The organism is Amycolatopsis sp. CA-230715 (genome assembly GCF_018736145.1).
Taxonomy (GTDB): Bacteria; Actinomycetota; Actinomycetes; order Mycobacteriales; family Pseudonocardiaceae; genus Amycolatopsis.
The window spans coordinates 6,614,524-6,628,033 of sequence record NZ_CP059997.1 but is presented as its reverse complement, the minus strand read 5'-3'; the positions used below and the strand labels follow the sequence as shown (position 1 = coordinate 6,628,033).

Here is a 13,510-nt window from a genome sequence, read left to right as displayed (position 1 = left end):
ATGCCCCGAAAGCCACCTTCAGGGGTTACTCCAGGACGACCAGGAGGTCGCCGCCTTCGACCTGCTGCACGGCGTTGATGGCGAGGCGGCCGATCTTCCCGCCGGTCGGGGCGGTGATGGCGGCTTCCATCTTCATCGCCTCGATGGTGGCGACCGTGGCACCGGACTCGACCTCGTCGCCCTCGGCCACCTGCAGCGTCACCACGCCCGCGAACGGCGCGGCCACCTGCTTCGGGTTCGCCTTGTCCGCCTTCTCCGTCGCCGGGATGTCGGAGGCGATCGAGGTGTCACGAACCTGGATCGGTCGCAGTTGACCGTTCAAAGAGGACATGACGGTGCGCATGCCGCGCTCATCCGCTTCACCGATGGCTTCCAGCTCGATCAGCAGGCGGACGCCGGGTTCGAGATCGACCGAGTACTCCTCGCCCGGTCGCAGGCCGTAGAAGAAGTCCTTGCTGGGCAACACACTCGTGTCGCCGTAGGCGGCACGGTGGGTCTCGTACTCCTTCGTCGGGCCGGGGAACAGCAACCGGTTGAGCGTGGCGCGCCGGTCGGTCTGTAGCGCGTCGTGGTCCTCTGTGGACAGTTCGGCGATCGGCTTCGCGTCGGCACGGCCTTCGAGCGCCTTGGTGCGGAACGGTTCCGGCCACCCGCCCGGCGGGTCGCCGAGCTCGCCGCGGAGGAACCCGATCACCGAGTCCGGGATGTCGAACTTCGCGGGGTCCGCCTCGAAGTCCGCCGGTGACACGCCAGCGCCGACGAGGTGCAGCGCGAGGTCACCGACCACTTTGGACGAAGGCGTGACCTTCACGAGGTGCCCGAGGATCCGGTCGGCGGCGGCGTACATCGCCTCGATCTCCTCGAACCGGTCGCCGAGGCCGAGCGCGATCGCCTGCGTGCGGAGGTTCGAGAGCTGACCGCCGGGGATCTCGTGGTGGTAGACGCGGCCGGTCGGCGAGGCGAGCCCCGCCTCGAACGGCGCGTAGATCTTCCGCACGATCTCCCAGTACGGTTCGAGATCGCCGATCGCCTGCAGGTCGAGCCCGGTCGGCCGGTCGGAGTGGTCGGTCGCGGCCACGATCGCGGACAACGAGGGCTGCGAAGTCGTGCCCGCCATCGACGCCACCGCGCCGTCCACCGCGTCCGCGCCCGCCTGCACCGCGGCGAGGTAAGTGGCCAGCTGGCCACCGGCGGTGTCGTGCGTGTGGATGTGCACCGGGAGGTCGAACTCCTTGCGCAGCGCGGAAACCAGCTTCACCGCGGCGGGCGCCCGCAGCAGGCCCGCCATGTCCTTGATGGCCAGTACGTGCGCGCCGGCGCCGACGATCTGCTCGGCGAGCTTGAGGTAGTAGTCGAGCGTGTAGAGCTTCTCCCCCGGGTCCGACAGGTCCGAGGTGTAGCACAGCGCGACCTCGGCCACCGCCGACCCGGTTTCCCGGACCGCCTCGATCGCGGGCCGCATCTGCTCGACGTCGTTGAGCGCGTCGAAGATCCGGAAGATGTCGATCCCGGTCTTCGTGGCCTCTTCGACGAAGGCGCTGGTGACCTCGGTCGGGTAGGGCGTGTAGCCAACTGTGTTGCGGCCGCGCAGCAGCATCTGCAGGCAGATGTTGGGGATCGCCTCCCGCAGTGCGGCGAGCCGGTCCCACGGGTCCTCGGCGAGGAAGCGCAGCGCGACGTCGTAGGTCGCGCCGCCCCAGCACTCGACCGAGAGCAGTTGCGGCACGGTGTGCGCCACCACGGGCGCGACCGCGAGGAGGTCCTTCGTGCGCACCCTGGTCGCCAGCAGCGACTGGTGCGCGTCGCGGAAGGTCGTGTCGGTGACGCCGATCGTGGGCGATTCGCGCAGCCAGCGCGCGAAACCCTCGGGCCCCAGTTCGGTGAGCTTCTGCTTCGAGCCCGCGGGAGGCTCGCTCTCCGGCAGCTTCGGCAGCTTCGCGAGCGGGCTGATCAGCCGCGGCCGCTCACCGTGCGGGCGGTTCACCGTCACGTCGGCGAGGTAGGTCAGCAGCCTGGTCCCGCGGTCGGCGGAATGCCGCGCGGTGAGCAGGTGCGGGCGCTGCTCGATGAACGACGTGGTGACGTTGCCGTTGCGGAAGTCCTCGTCGTCGAGCACCGCCTGCAGGAACGGGATGTTCGTGGCCACGCCGCGGATCCGGAACTCGGCGACCGCCCGGCGCGCGCGCCCGACCGCGGTCTTGAAGTCGCGGCCGCGGCAGCTCAGCTTGACCAGCAGCGAGTCGAAGTGCGCGCTGATCTCGGTGCCGGAGAACGCGGTACCGCCGTCGAGCCGGATGCCAGAGCCACCGGGCGAGCGGTACGCGCTGATCATGCCGGTGTCGGGCCGGAACCCGTTGGCGGGATCCTCGGTCGTGATGCGGCACTGCAGCGCGGCGCCGCGCAGGTACACCTTGTCCTGCGAGAGGCCGAGGTCGTCGAGCGTCTCCCCGGCCGCGATCCGCAGCTGCGACTGCACCAGGTCGACGTCGGTGACCTCCTCGGTCACCGTGTGCTCGACCTGGATGCGCGGGTTCATCTCGATGAAGACGTGGTTGCCCTCGCGGTCGAGCAGGAACTCGACGGTGCCCGCGTTGCGGTAGCCGATCTTGCGCGCGAACGCGACCGCGTCGGCGCAGATCCGGTCGCGCAGCGCGGGGTCGAGGTTCGGCGCTGGCGCCAGCTCGACGACCTTCTGGTGCCGCCGCTGCACCGAGCAGTCGCGCTCGTAGAGGTGGATGACGTTGCCCGCGCCGTCGGCGAGGATCTGCACCTCGATGTGCCGCGGCTCCACCACGGCCTTCTCCAGGAACACCGTGGCGTCACCGAAAGCCGACTCCGCTTCGCGCGCGGCCGCCTCGATGGACTCGCGCAGCGCCTTCGGGTCCTCGACGCGCCGCATGCCTCGCCCGCCACCGCCGGCGACGGCCTTGACGAACACCGGGAACCCGATTTCGCCCGCGGCCTCGACCAGCGCGTCCACATCGGTCGACGGCTCCGACGAGCCGAGCACCGGGACCCCCGCCGCCTTCGCCGCGGCGACCGCACGTGCCTTGTTGCCGGTCAGCTCCAGGATCTCGGCGCTGGGGCCGACGAACGTGATGCCCGCTTCTTCGCACGCGCGCGCGAGGTCGGGGTTCTCGGAGAGGAACCCGTACCCCGGGTAGACCGCGTCGGCGCCTGCTTTCTTGGCCGCCTTCACGATCTCGGAGACCGAGAGGTAGGCGCGGACCGGATGGCCCGGCTCGCCGATCTCGTGGGCCTCGTCGGCCTTGAGGCGATGCAGTGAGTTGCGGTCTTCGTGCGGGAACACGGCCACCGTGCCCGCGCCGAGCTCGTAACCCGCGCGGAACGCACGGATCGCGATCTCGCCGCGGTTGGCGACCAGCACCTTGCGGAACATGCCCGGTCCTTCCGGTTTCGGATCGGTAGGTGCAGGCACGGTACCCTGATTGTCTCGCTGCCCGGGAGTTCAGTACCAGGTGATGGACATCATTCCGGGGTGGGGTTGCCCCTTACGGGGTCTGCGCTGCGGGCTGCGGCGTCAGGGTGTACAGCAGGCGGTTCCCGGTGCCCTGCGGCACGGGGTTCAGCACGTCCTTCGTGGCGTTGGCCACCAGCGCCGCCGCGGTGTCGGGCGCGCTCGCCTCGGGATGCAGCCCCCGGTAGAGCGCGGCCGCGCCCGTGACGAACGCGGCGGACATCGAGGTGCCGGACATCGGACCGGAGCCGATCCCGGTCGCCGCGGGCCCCGGGATGTCCACCCCGGGTGCGAACAGGTCGACCACCGCGCCGGTGTTGCTGTTCGGTGCCACCCGATCGGTGTTGTCCGACGCGCCGACGGTCAGCGCCGAGGGCTCCCTTGCCGGGGAGAACCCGCCAGCGTCGACGCCCTCGCCACCCGCGGGCACCGCCACCGGCACCACCGCGGCCAGCGCGCGGACCGCCTCGTCGAGCTGCTGGTTGGGCGCGCCCCCGATACCCATGATCGCGACCGCGGGCTGCCTGGCGTTCTGCGTCACCCAGTTGATACCGGAGAGGATGTTGTTCGTCGCGCCGCTGCCAGTGTTGTCGAGCACCCGGACCGGAACGATCTTCACCTTCTTGGCGACCCCGAAGTCCTTGCCGCCGATGATCCCGGCCAGATGGGTGCCGTGCCCGTTGCCGTCGGCGGCGTCGTCGTCACCGTCGACGAAGTCCTTGCCCTTCTCGACCCTGCCCTCGAAATCCGGGTTCGCGGCGTCGACCCCGGTGTCGATCACGTACGCCGTGACCTGGTCCGCGGTCGTTTCGTAGTGGTACACGTGATCCAACCCGGTGCGCTGGTCGATCCGGTCGAGCCCCGCGTTGGGCGGATTCGGCTGCTCGCCGCCATCCGCGTAGGCGGGCGTCGCGAGCATGACGAGTGCGGCCGCGAGTATCGGGCCTGACCAGCGAATTTTCATGGTCGACAGCGTTCCCCTCGATCGGTGCCCGAACAATCCCACCTTCGGGTCGTTCGTCATAACCCAACCAACCGGTACCAGAGCTGGTGGGGAACCACCATTCGGCCGCTTTCGACGCTTCGACCGACCAACGAACAAGAGGGTCGTGGGACCTCGTGACTACTCGGTAGCCTCGGACCCGCGCTCGGTCAGGAGTTGCACGATTCGCTCCATTCCCTGCGTCTGCGCAGCGAACCCCGCCCGAACCTCACCACGGAAGTCCGTCAGGTCCTCGCGCATCGCGTTCAGCAAGTCGGTATGGCTACGCTGGACGGTGCGGAACTCGGCAACGTCCCGGTCGGCGCCCTTCGCCAGCACGCGCGCAGCGGCCGCGTCCTCGCGCACCTCCGCGATCTTGCCCGTGAGCACCCGTACCTGTTCCTCCAACGCGGCTACCCGCTGCTCGAGGTTCGCTTCCACCATGACGGCAAGCCTAACCCGGATCACCACCGGGAGCCCCGGGAGCACTGGTGCGTTCTGGCACCGCCAGAGGATGCCGCGAGTGGCACACTGGGGTCCCCTAATGCGACGGGAGTGGCAGTTGAGTGAGCCGGGGACGCAGCGGCCGGGTGGGCGGACCGAGCGCACCAGGGTGGCCGTGTTGATGGCGACGCTCGACGAGTTGGCGGAGCGCGGGTACGCGGGGTTGACCGTGGAGGCGGTGGCGGCGCGGTCCGGGGTGCACAAGACGACGGTGTACCGGAGGTGGGCGTCGGCGGAGGGGTTGGTCGCGGCGGCGCTCGCGATGGGGGCCGAGAGCGAGTGGACGCCGCCGGATACCGGGTCGTTGCAAGGGGATCTCGCGGGGATCGGGCGCGAGCTGGTGCGGTACTTCACGGAGCCTTCCTTGTCCGCGTTGCCGATGGCGTCGATTTCCGCGGCGTTCTTGTCCGAGCGGGCGGCCGAGTCGTTGCGCGCCTATTACGAGGATCGGCATGCGCGGTGCGCTGTCGTGGTGGAGCGTGCGGTCGCGCGTGGGGAGGTTCCTGCCGACATCGATGCCGTCGAGGTGGTTCGTGCGGCGACGGCGCCGGTGTTCTACCGGTTGTTCGTGTCCAGGGAGGCCGTGGACGATTCGGTGGCCGACAACGCCGCGCGCGTGGCCGTGGTCGCGGCGAAGGCGGGCGCGTTCGCCGGAGGCATGCCCCGAAGGTGACCTTCGGGGACGTAGATGCCCTGAAAGTCACCTTCGGGGCATCGCGAGCCGGGGCGCGAACTTAGGTTTTTTCTAGGTAGTCGACTCGGTCGGCGTCGACTACGTCGGCGGCTAGGGTGGCTAGGCCGGGGTATTTGGCGAGTGAAGGGTCTTCGCCGACGACCTGTTGCGCCGTTTCCCGCGCGTGCACGATCACTTCTTCGTCGCGCAGCAGGGAAAGCAGCTTCAGGCTCGACCGCTTACCGGACTGGCTGGCGCCGAGGATGTCGCCTTCGCGGCGGATCTCCAGGTCCAATCTGGACAGTTCGAAACCGTCCGTTGTGGACTCGACGGCGGCGAGCCGTTCGCGGGTGGTGGTGCCGTCGAGTGCTTCGGTCACCAGCAGGCACAGGCCGGGCACCTTGCCACGGCCGACGCGGCCGCGGAGCTGGTGCAGCTGGCTCACGCCGAACCGTTCCGCGTCCATGATCACCATCGCGGTCGCGTTCGGGACGTTCACGCCGACCTCGATCACCGTGGTGGCCACCAGCACGTCGAGCCTGCCCGCGGTGAATTCGCGCATCACCGCGTCCTTCTCATCGGACGGCATCCGGCCGTGCAGGACGCCGAGCTTCAGGCTCGCGAGCGGGCCCGCCTGCAGCTCTTCGGCCAGTTCGAGCACGGCGAGCGGCGGGCGCTTGTCGCTCTTGTCCGACGGCGGCTCGTCGCCGATCCGCGGGCACACCACGTACGCCTGGTGCCCCTTGCCGACCTCTTCGACGACCCGCTGCCACACCCTGTCCAGCCACGCGGGCTTCTCCGCCACCGGCACCACGGTCGTCGCGATCGGCGAGCGGCCCACCGGCATTTCGCGCAGCGCGGAGATTTCGAGGTCGCCGTAGACGGTCATGGCCACCGTGCGCGGAATCGGCGTCGCGGTCATCACCAGCACGTGCGGCGACGTGTCGTCCGCGCCGCGCGAACGCAGCGCGTCCCGCTGTTCGACGCCGAACCGGTGCTGCTCGTCCACGACGACGAAACCCAGGTCGGCGAAGGAAACCGTGTCCTGGATGAGCGCGTGCGTGCCCACCACGATCCCGGCGGCGCCGCTGGCCGCGTCGAGCAGCGCCTGCTTGCGCTCCTTCGCGCCCATCGACCCGGTGAGCAGCGTGACGCGAGTGGCGTTTTCGGCGCCGCCGAGTTCGCCCGCCTGCGCGAGATCGCCCAGCATCTCCCGCAGCGACCTGGCGTGCTGCGCGGCGAGCACCTCGGTCGGCGCGAGCATCGCCGCCTGCCGTCCCGCGTCCACCACCTGCAGCATCGCCCGCAGCGCCACGATCGTCTTACCGCTGCCGACCTCGCCCTGCAGCAGCCGGTTCATCGGGTGCACACCGGAAAGATCGCTCGCGATGGCCTCGCCGACTTCGCGCTGGCCCGCCGTCAGCTCGAAGGGGAGGCGCTTGTCGAATTCGGCGCGGATCCCGTCCTCACGAGGCGTGCACGCGCGCGCGGGCCGGGAAACCATCGAGGACCGGCGCTGCGCGAAGATCAGCTGCACCGCCATCGCTTCGTCCCACTTCAACCGCTTGCGCGCGTTCTCCAGCGCGCCCCACCCCGACGGCCGGTGGATGTTGCGCAACGCGTCTTCGAGCCCGGCGAACCCGTTCATGGCCAGCAGTTCCATCGGCATCGGATCGTCGACGACGTCGAGCATGTCGAGCACCTGGCGGACGCAGTTCGCGATCACCCAGCTCGGCATGCCCTGCGCCGCGGGGTAGACCGGGATGATCTCCGCCAGGAAACTGTCCACAGAGGAATGTTCGAGCGAGTCGAACAGCTCGTACTCGGGATTGGCCAGCTGCAGCTTGTCGCGGAACTGGTTGACCTTGCCCGCGAACAGGCCGGTCTTCCCGATCACCAGGTCCTTTTCCCGCCACGCCTGGTTGAAGAACGCGATCTGCAGGCGGCGCTGCCCGTCGGTGATCACCACTTCGAGGATGGTGCCGTGCTTCGCGCGCATCCGGCGCTTGTTCACCGACTCGATGCGCGCCATCACCGTGGCGTGCTCGCCGACCTCGAGGCCGGCGATGTCGGTCAGCTCGCCGCGCTCGGCGTACCGGCGCGGGTAGTGGCGCACGAGATCGCTCACGGTCTCGATCTTCAGCGCCGAGGCCAGCGCCTTGGCCGTCTTGGCGCCGAGCACCTTCGTCAGGTCTTCCCGCAGCCCGATCATGTCCCTTACTCCACACCTATCAGCAGCACGGTGTCGGTCGCGCCGCCCGGATAGCAGGCCAGCTCGACCTCGGGGTGCTCCAGCCGCAGCTGCTCCGCCAGCTCGACCGGCACCCCCGGCGGCGCGTCCGCGCCCAGCAGCACGGTCACCAGTTCCCCGCCGACCGCCAACATACGGTTCAGCACCGACATCGCCGCGGCGACCAGGTTCGTCTCCGTCGCCGGCGCGGGTTCGATGGACACCACCTCGCCGTCGACGAGGCCGAGCACGTCACCGGCCTGCGCGCGGCCGACCCAGGTTATCGATTCCTCTTGCGCCACAAGCAGTTCGCCACGCCGCGTCGCCGCGGCCGCCTCGGCCATGGCCACCACGTCGTCCGAAACGCGGCGGTCCTTGTCGTGCACCGCGAGCGCCGCCAGCACCTGCACCCCAGAGGCGCACGGGATCACCACGACCTCGCGCTCGCCGACCATCGCGTGCCCCGCGGCCGCGTCCGCCGCGGTCTTCAGCGCGGCCCCACCGGCCAGCACGGTGACGTGGCCACCGGTCGTCTCGGTGATCAGCCCGAGCATCTCCTCCATGCTCGGCGCCGCGCCGGAGGGCACCGAGAGCACCGCGATGCCCTCGGCCCTGAGCACCTCGGCGAGGCCGTCGCCGTGGACGGCGGCGACCACGGTCCGGTCGATACCGCCCGCCGGTTCCAGCGGCGCGGGCGTGATCAGCGGCTCGACCCTGATCCGGCGCGGGCGGCCCGCTTCGATCCCGGCCTCGATCGCGCCCCCGATGTCCGCGCAGTGGACGTGCACGGCGTGCCCGCCGTCACCGTCGGCCGCGACCGTGACGCTGTCGCCGAGCGCGGACAGCGCCCGCCGCAGACCGGGCAGCTTCGCCTCCGGCATGCCTTCGAGCAGGTACATGACCTCCCACGCGTAGGGCACCGGCTCCCGTTCGACCGCGACGTGCGCGTGGTGGTGCGCGTCTCCGGCGGCGGTTTCGGCTCCCGTGACGACCGCGTGCAGCGCTTCGAGCACGGCGACCAGCCCGCGTCCGCCCGCGTCGACGACCCCGGCGCGGGCCAGCACGGGAAGCTGGCTCGGCGTCCGGGCCAGCGCGTCGCGCGCGGACGACGCCGCCGCCTCGGCGACGGCTTCGACCGAGACCGGTTCGGCGAGCGCCTTCATCGTGGTGGCGACCGCGTGCATGACGCTCAGCATGGTGCCCGCGACCGGCCGCGCCACCGCGCCCGTCGCCGCTTCGTCGGCCAGCACGAACGCTTCGGCCAGCAGGCCGGGGCCGATTTCGGGGGCGTCGGAGACCGCGTCGGAGAGCCCGCGCAGCACCTGCGAAAGGATCACGCCCGAATTGCCACGAGCCGCTTCGACGGCGCCTTTCGCGAGCACCGCGAGCGCACGGCCCGCGCCGTGACCGCTGTCGGCCGCGAGCGCGGTTTCGGCGCCGGAGAACGTGTGCAGCAGGTTCGAGCCGGTGTCGGAATCGGCCACCGGGTAGACGTTGATGCCGTTGATCTCCGGGCGCAGCACGTCCAGGCTGCGCACGCTCGCCGCGGCCCATGCCGCGACCGCGGCCTCGTCCAACACCCGATATCCTCCTCGCTGGTCCGCCCACGGTATCGACCCGGTACCCACCCCGTTCCCTGGGCCGGAAACGCACTCGTTACTATGGTCGAGTTGCCCAGCCAAGCTGGGCTGTCTCGACTTACCTGATCCAAAGGAGTTCGACGTGGCTGCCGTGTGCGACGTCTGTGGCAAGGGACCCGGCTTCGGCAAGTCGGTCTCGCACTCCCACCGCCGTACCAACCGCCGGTGGAACCCGAACATCCAGACCGTGCACGCCAAGGTCGGGGTGTCCCAGCGCAAGCGCCTGAACGTGTGCACCTCGTGCCTCAAGGCGGGCAAGGTCGTTCGGGGCTGACCACAGCTTTTTCAGGGTGGCGGGTGCTCGCACAGCGAGCACCCGCCATTCTTTTGCGCCGTGAAGGAGTAGCGCATGGTGGCGGCCGAACTGCGCGACGTGACCGTCCACATCGACACCGGCCGGTGGAGCGAAACGGTCCTCGACGCCGTGAGCCTCACTGTCCCGGAAGGACGGATCACCGCGCTCATCGGTGAATCGGGCTGCGGCAAGTCCATGACCGCCGCCGCGCTCACCGGACGGCTCCCCGCCTCCGCCGCGAGTTCGGGGCAGGTGCGCGTCACCGGCACCCTCGGTTACGTGCCCCAGTCCGGGGTGACCGCGTTCAAGCCCGATCAGGCCGTCGGCACTCAGCTGCGCGAGCTGGAACGGCTCCACCGGCGATGGAGCGTCGAGCGCGCGTGCACGGCGGCCGGTTATCCCGAGGACGTGGCCGAGCTGCTCCCGCAGCAGCATTCCGGCGGGCAGATCCAGCGCGCGGCGCTCGCCGCGGCCTTGCTGCCGTCACCCGAACTCCTCGTGGCCGACGAACCCACCGCTTCCTTGGACGCGGAAAACGCCTACCGGGTGTGGAAAACGCTACGCGAGTACGCCGACGAAGGGGCCGCCGTGCTGGTCATCACGCAGGACGTGCCCCTGCTCGCCGCCATCGGAGCCGCGGACCGGATGGTCGTGCTGCGGGCGGGACGGGTCGTCGCCGCGGACTCCGCAGCGGCCGTGGCGGCGCTCGACGACCAGTACGTGCGGGGCTTCTTCCGCGAGGGCTAGGGCAGTTTCCAGTCGACCGGGGCCGCGCCCTGCTTTTCGAGGAGTTCGTTGGCCCTGCTGAACGGGCGCGAGCCGAAGAAGCCGTTGTGCGCGGAAAGCGGGCTCGGGTGCGCCGATTCGATGCACGGCACCTGCCCGAGCAACGGCTTGAGGTTGCGGGCGTTGCGGCCCCACAGGATCGCGACCATCGGCTCGTTGCGCGCGGCGAGGGCCTTGATCGCCTGCTCGGTGACCTCTTCCCAGCCCTTGCCCTGGTGCGAGTTGGGCTTGCCTGGCGACACCGTGAGCGCCCTGTTGAGCAGCAGCACGCCCTGTTCGGTCCACGGGGTGAGGTCGCCGTTCGCGGGCAGCGGGTGCCCGAGGTCCTCGGCGTACTCCTTGTAGATGTTGACCAGGCTCTTCGGCAGCGGGCGCACGTCGGGCGCCACGGCGAAGCACAGCCCGATCGCGTGCCCCGGTGTCGGGTACGGGTCCTGCCCGACGATCAGCACGCGGACGCCGTGGAAGGGCTGTTTGAACGCCCTCAGCACGTTGTCCCCCGAGGGGAGGTAGGTCCGCCCCGCGGCTATCTCCGCGCGGAGGAACTCCCCCATCGAGGAAATGCGGTCCGCGACGGGTTCGAGGGCTTGCGCCCAGCCTTCTTCGACGATCTCGGCCAGCGGTCGTGCGGTCACGGCGTGCGAGCCTAGCGCCCTGGGTCCAGGCGCCGAAGCGCGGTACGGAACCACGCCGCGCGCTCGACGTAGGAGTCGACCACCATGGCGATCTTGTCCGGCCCGAACGAGGTGTTCAGGCGGGTTTTGGCGGGCACGCCGAGCGCCACGTGCCCGGACGGCACGTGCGAGTCGTAGGACAGCACCGCGCCGGCGCCGACCATCCCGCCGTCTTCGACCACGCTGCCGTTGAGCACCACCGCGCCGGAGGCGATCAGGCAGCCGGTGCCGATCACCGCGCCCTCGACGTGCACCGCGTGCCCGATCGCCGATGACGGCCCGAGCACGGTCGGGTGCCGCCGGGTGCAGTGCACGACGCAGCCGTCCTGGATGTTCGAGCGCTCGCCCAGCTCGATGTACCCGTGGTCGCCGCGCAGCACCGTCTGCGGCCACACCGAGGCGTTCGCGGCGATCCGCACGTCGCCGATGACCGTCGCGTCGGGGTGCACGTAGGCGTCGGGGTGGATGGTCGGCTCCAGGTCACCGAGCGCGTAGATCGCCATCGCGGTATCCCTCCTACGGTCAGCTCACGTCCCCTGCGATTGGATCACGGGCATCGACACCGTCACGACCGGCCACTCGCCGCATGCCAGGATCGGGCGCGCGGTGCTCGTCCTCGCGGTACTGGCGGCCGCACTGACCTGGGCCTCCCCGCTGCCGGAACCGCCGCTGGCGAACGGGCTCGCGCGCACGCCGCCGATGGGCTGGAACAGCTGGAACCAGACCCGCTGCTACGGCTTGACCGAGCGGGCCGTTCGCGAAGCCGCCGACGCGCTGGTCCGCACCGGGATGCGCGACGCGGGCTACCGCTACGTCGTGGTCGACGACTGCTGGCAGGACTTCACGCGCGGCGCGCGGGGCGAGCTGCGCGCCAACCCGCAGCGCTTCCCCGGCGGGATCGCGGCACTCGCCGAATACGTCCACCGGCGCGGGCTGCTCTTCGGCATCTACTCCGTGCCGGGCTCGTCGACCTGCGCGATGGCCAACGACGGCTACCCGGCGCACGGCATCGGCTCGCTCGGCCACGAGCGGCAGGACGCCGAAACCTTCGCGGCGTGGGGCGTGGACTACCTGAAGTACGACTGGTGCGACGCCGACACGAACGACGGTCTCCAGCGGCAGCCCGCGTTCGAGAAGATGCGGGACGAACTCGCGAGAACGAACCGGAAAATCCTGTATTCGATCTCAGAATACGGTGTCTCAAGTCCCTGGACCTGGGCGCGGCCGGTCGCGAACCTGTGGCGCACCACCTACGACCTCACCCCGGACTGGGCGTCGATCTCGTCGGTGATCGAGCAGCAGGCCGCCGTCGCAGCCTACAGCGGTGCGCCGGGCGGCTGGAACGACCCCGACATGCTGCAGCTCGGCAATGGCGCGCTGACCGCAGACGAGGCGAGGGCGCATTTTTCGCTGTGGGCAATGCTGAACGCGCCGCTGTTCGCGGGCACCGATCTCGGCGCACTGTCCACAAGCGACATCCAGACGCTGACGAACCCGGAAGTCCTCGCACTGGACCAGGATTTCGCGGGCAGCCAGGGCAGGAAGATCGCGGGCACCGCCACGACGGACGTGTGGCGGAAACCGTTGTCCGGCGGCGGGTACGCGGTCGCGCTGCTCAACCGGGGAGACGCCGGAACCCGGATGTCCGCGCGGACACCGGGTCAGTGGCGGATCCGCGATCTCTGGGCGCACCAGGACGTCGGCGGCACCGAGTTCTCGGTGCCCGCGCACGGGGTCCGCGTCCTCATGCTCCGCCCGTGACAAGACCGTCCGTGACCAGTTCCTTCGCGAGGCACACGCAATCCGGTTCGTCGCGGTAGAGGCCGAACGGGGGAATGTCGGTGTAGCCGCAGGACCGGTACAACGCGATCGCCTCCGGCTGCCGCAGCCCGGTTTCGAGCACCAAACGCTTGCGGCCCACGGAGATCGCGGCGCGCTCCAGTTCGGCGAGCACGCCACGCGCGTACCCGCGGCCCCGCGCGGCTTCGGTGACGTACATCCGCTTCAGTTCCGCGTCGCCCGCACGGAAGAACGGGGCGGGGCCGTCGTGCGCGCGCCACGCTCCGGAAGCCACGGGTGCGCCGTCGTCGTCATAGGCGACCAGGAAAAGCCCGTGCGGTGCGGAAAACTCGTCAGGATCGAGCGGGGTGGCGTCCGCTTCCCCGTAGAGCTTCTCGTAGACGCGCTGCACCTGCTCCATCAACAGCACGGCGTCGGGGTGGTCGTAGGACACCGGCTCGATGATCAC

General features: G+C 70.2%; 12 protein-coding genes. 4 read left to right on the top strand and 8 right to left on the bottom strand.

What is annotated here, in order from left to right:
- Positions 1 to 25 precede the first annotated feature (25 nt).
- The 3 genes from HUW46_RS31570 to HUW46_RS31560 all read right to left on the bottom strand — a co-directional run bounded on the left by HUW46_RS31570 (position 26) and on the right by HUW46_RS31560 (position 4,904).
- A complete protein-coding gene (locus HUW46_RS31570; RefSeq protein ID WP_215542411.1) occupies positions 26 to 3,400 on the bottom strand; it encodes a pyruvate carboxylase in 3,375 nt (1,124 codons plus the stop codon).
- A gap of 112 nt (positions 3,401 to 3,512) precedes the next feature.
- A complete protein-coding gene (locus HUW46_RS31565; RefSeq protein WP_215542410.1) occupies positions 3,513 to 4,442 on the bottom strand; it encodes a S8 family peptidase in 930 nt (309 codons plus the stop codon).
- Between the two features lie 159 nt (positions 4,443 to 4,601).
- Positions 4,602 to 4,904, bottom strand: coding sequence for a hypothetical protein (locus tag HUW46_RS31560; protein WP_254125074.1), 303 nt, complete (start codon positions 4,902 to 4,904; stop codon positions 4,602 to 4,604).
- A 118-nt stretch (positions 4,905 to 5,022) separates the two neighbouring features.
- Between HUW46_RS31560 and HUW46_RS31555 the strand changes: the two genes are divergently transcribed.
- Positions 5,023 to 5,637: a TetR/AcrR family transcriptional regulator gene (locus HUW46_RS31555; protein WP_254125072.1), complete on the top strand. Its 615-nt coding sequence runs from the start codon at positions 5,023 to 5,025 to the stop codon at positions 5,635 to 5,637.
- 61 nt (positions 5,638 to 5,698) lie between these two features.
- On the opposite strand, the gene recG is transcribed toward HUW46_RS31555, so the two are convergent.
- Complete coding sequence (gene recG, locus HUW46_RS31550; protein ID WP_215542408.1) at positions 5,699 to 7,849, bottom strand: ATP-dependent DNA helicase RecG; 2,151 nt, start codon at positions 7,847 to 7,849, stop codon at positions 5,699 to 5,701.
- Positions 7,850 to 7,854: 5 nt separating this feature from the next.
- Positions 7,855 to 9,447: a DAK2 domain-containing protein gene (locus HUW46_RS31545; protein ID WP_215550534.1), complete on the bottom strand. Its 1,593-nt coding sequence runs from the start codon at positions 9,445 to 9,447 to the stop codon at positions 7,855 to 7,857.
- A gap of 142 nt (positions 9,448 to 9,589) precedes the next feature.
- Between HUW46_RS31545 and rpmB the strand changes: the two genes are divergently transcribed.
- Together rpmB and HUW46_RS31535 are read left to right on the top strand one after the other, a co-directional pair.
- Positions 9,590 to 9,781: a 50S ribosomal protein L28 gene (gene rpmB, locus HUW46_RS31540; RefSeq protein WP_145938227.1), complete on the top strand. Its 192-nt coding sequence runs from the start codon at positions 9,590 to 9,592 to the stop codon at positions 9,779 to 9,781.
- 75 nt (positions 9,782 to 9,856) lie between these two features.
- Positions 9,857 to 10,549 carry an ATP-binding cassette domain-containing protein gene (locus HUW46_RS31535; RefSeq protein WP_215542407.1) on the top strand — a complete coding sequence of 231 codons (693 nt, stop codon included), beginning with the start codon at positions 9,857 to 9,859 and terminating at the stop codon, positions 10,547 to 10,549.
- Here HUW46_RS31535 and HUW46_RS31530 read toward each other — a convergent pair.
- Both HUW46_RS31530 and HUW46_RS31525 read right to left on the bottom strand, forming a co-directional pair.
- A complete protein-coding gene (locus HUW46_RS31530; RefSeq protein ID WP_215542406.1) occupies positions 10,546 to 11,223 on the bottom strand; it encodes a uracil-DNA glycosylase in 678 nt (225 codons plus the stop codon). The two genes, HUW46_RS31535 and HUW46_RS31530, sit on opposite strands and share 4 nt — an antisense overlap.
- Before the next feature lie 11 nt (positions 11,224 to 11,234).
- Positions 11,235 to 11,765 (bottom strand): gamma carbonic anhydrase family protein, encoded by a 531-nt coding sequence (locus tag HUW46_RS31525; RefSeq protein ID WP_215542405.1) that lies wholly within the window; start codon positions 11,763 to 11,765, stop codon positions 11,235 to 11,237.
- A 103-nt stretch (positions 11,766 to 11,868) separates the two neighbouring features.
- Here HUW46_RS31525 and HUW46_RS31520 point away from each other — a divergent pair, with 103 nt between their 5' ends.
- A complete protein-coding gene (locus tag HUW46_RS31520; RefSeq protein ID WP_254125070.1) occupies positions 11,869 to 13,023 on the top strand; it encodes a glycoside hydrolase family 27 protein in 1,155 nt (384 codons plus the stop codon).
- Here HUW46_RS31520 and HUW46_RS31515 read toward each other — a convergent pair.
- Entirely contained in the window at positions 13,007 to 13,510 is a 504-nt protein-coding gene (locus HUW46_RS31515) for a GNAT family N-acetyltransferase (RefSeq protein ID WP_215542404.1), read from the bottom strand. The genes HUW46_RS31520 and HUW46_RS31515 overlap by 17 nt on opposite strands.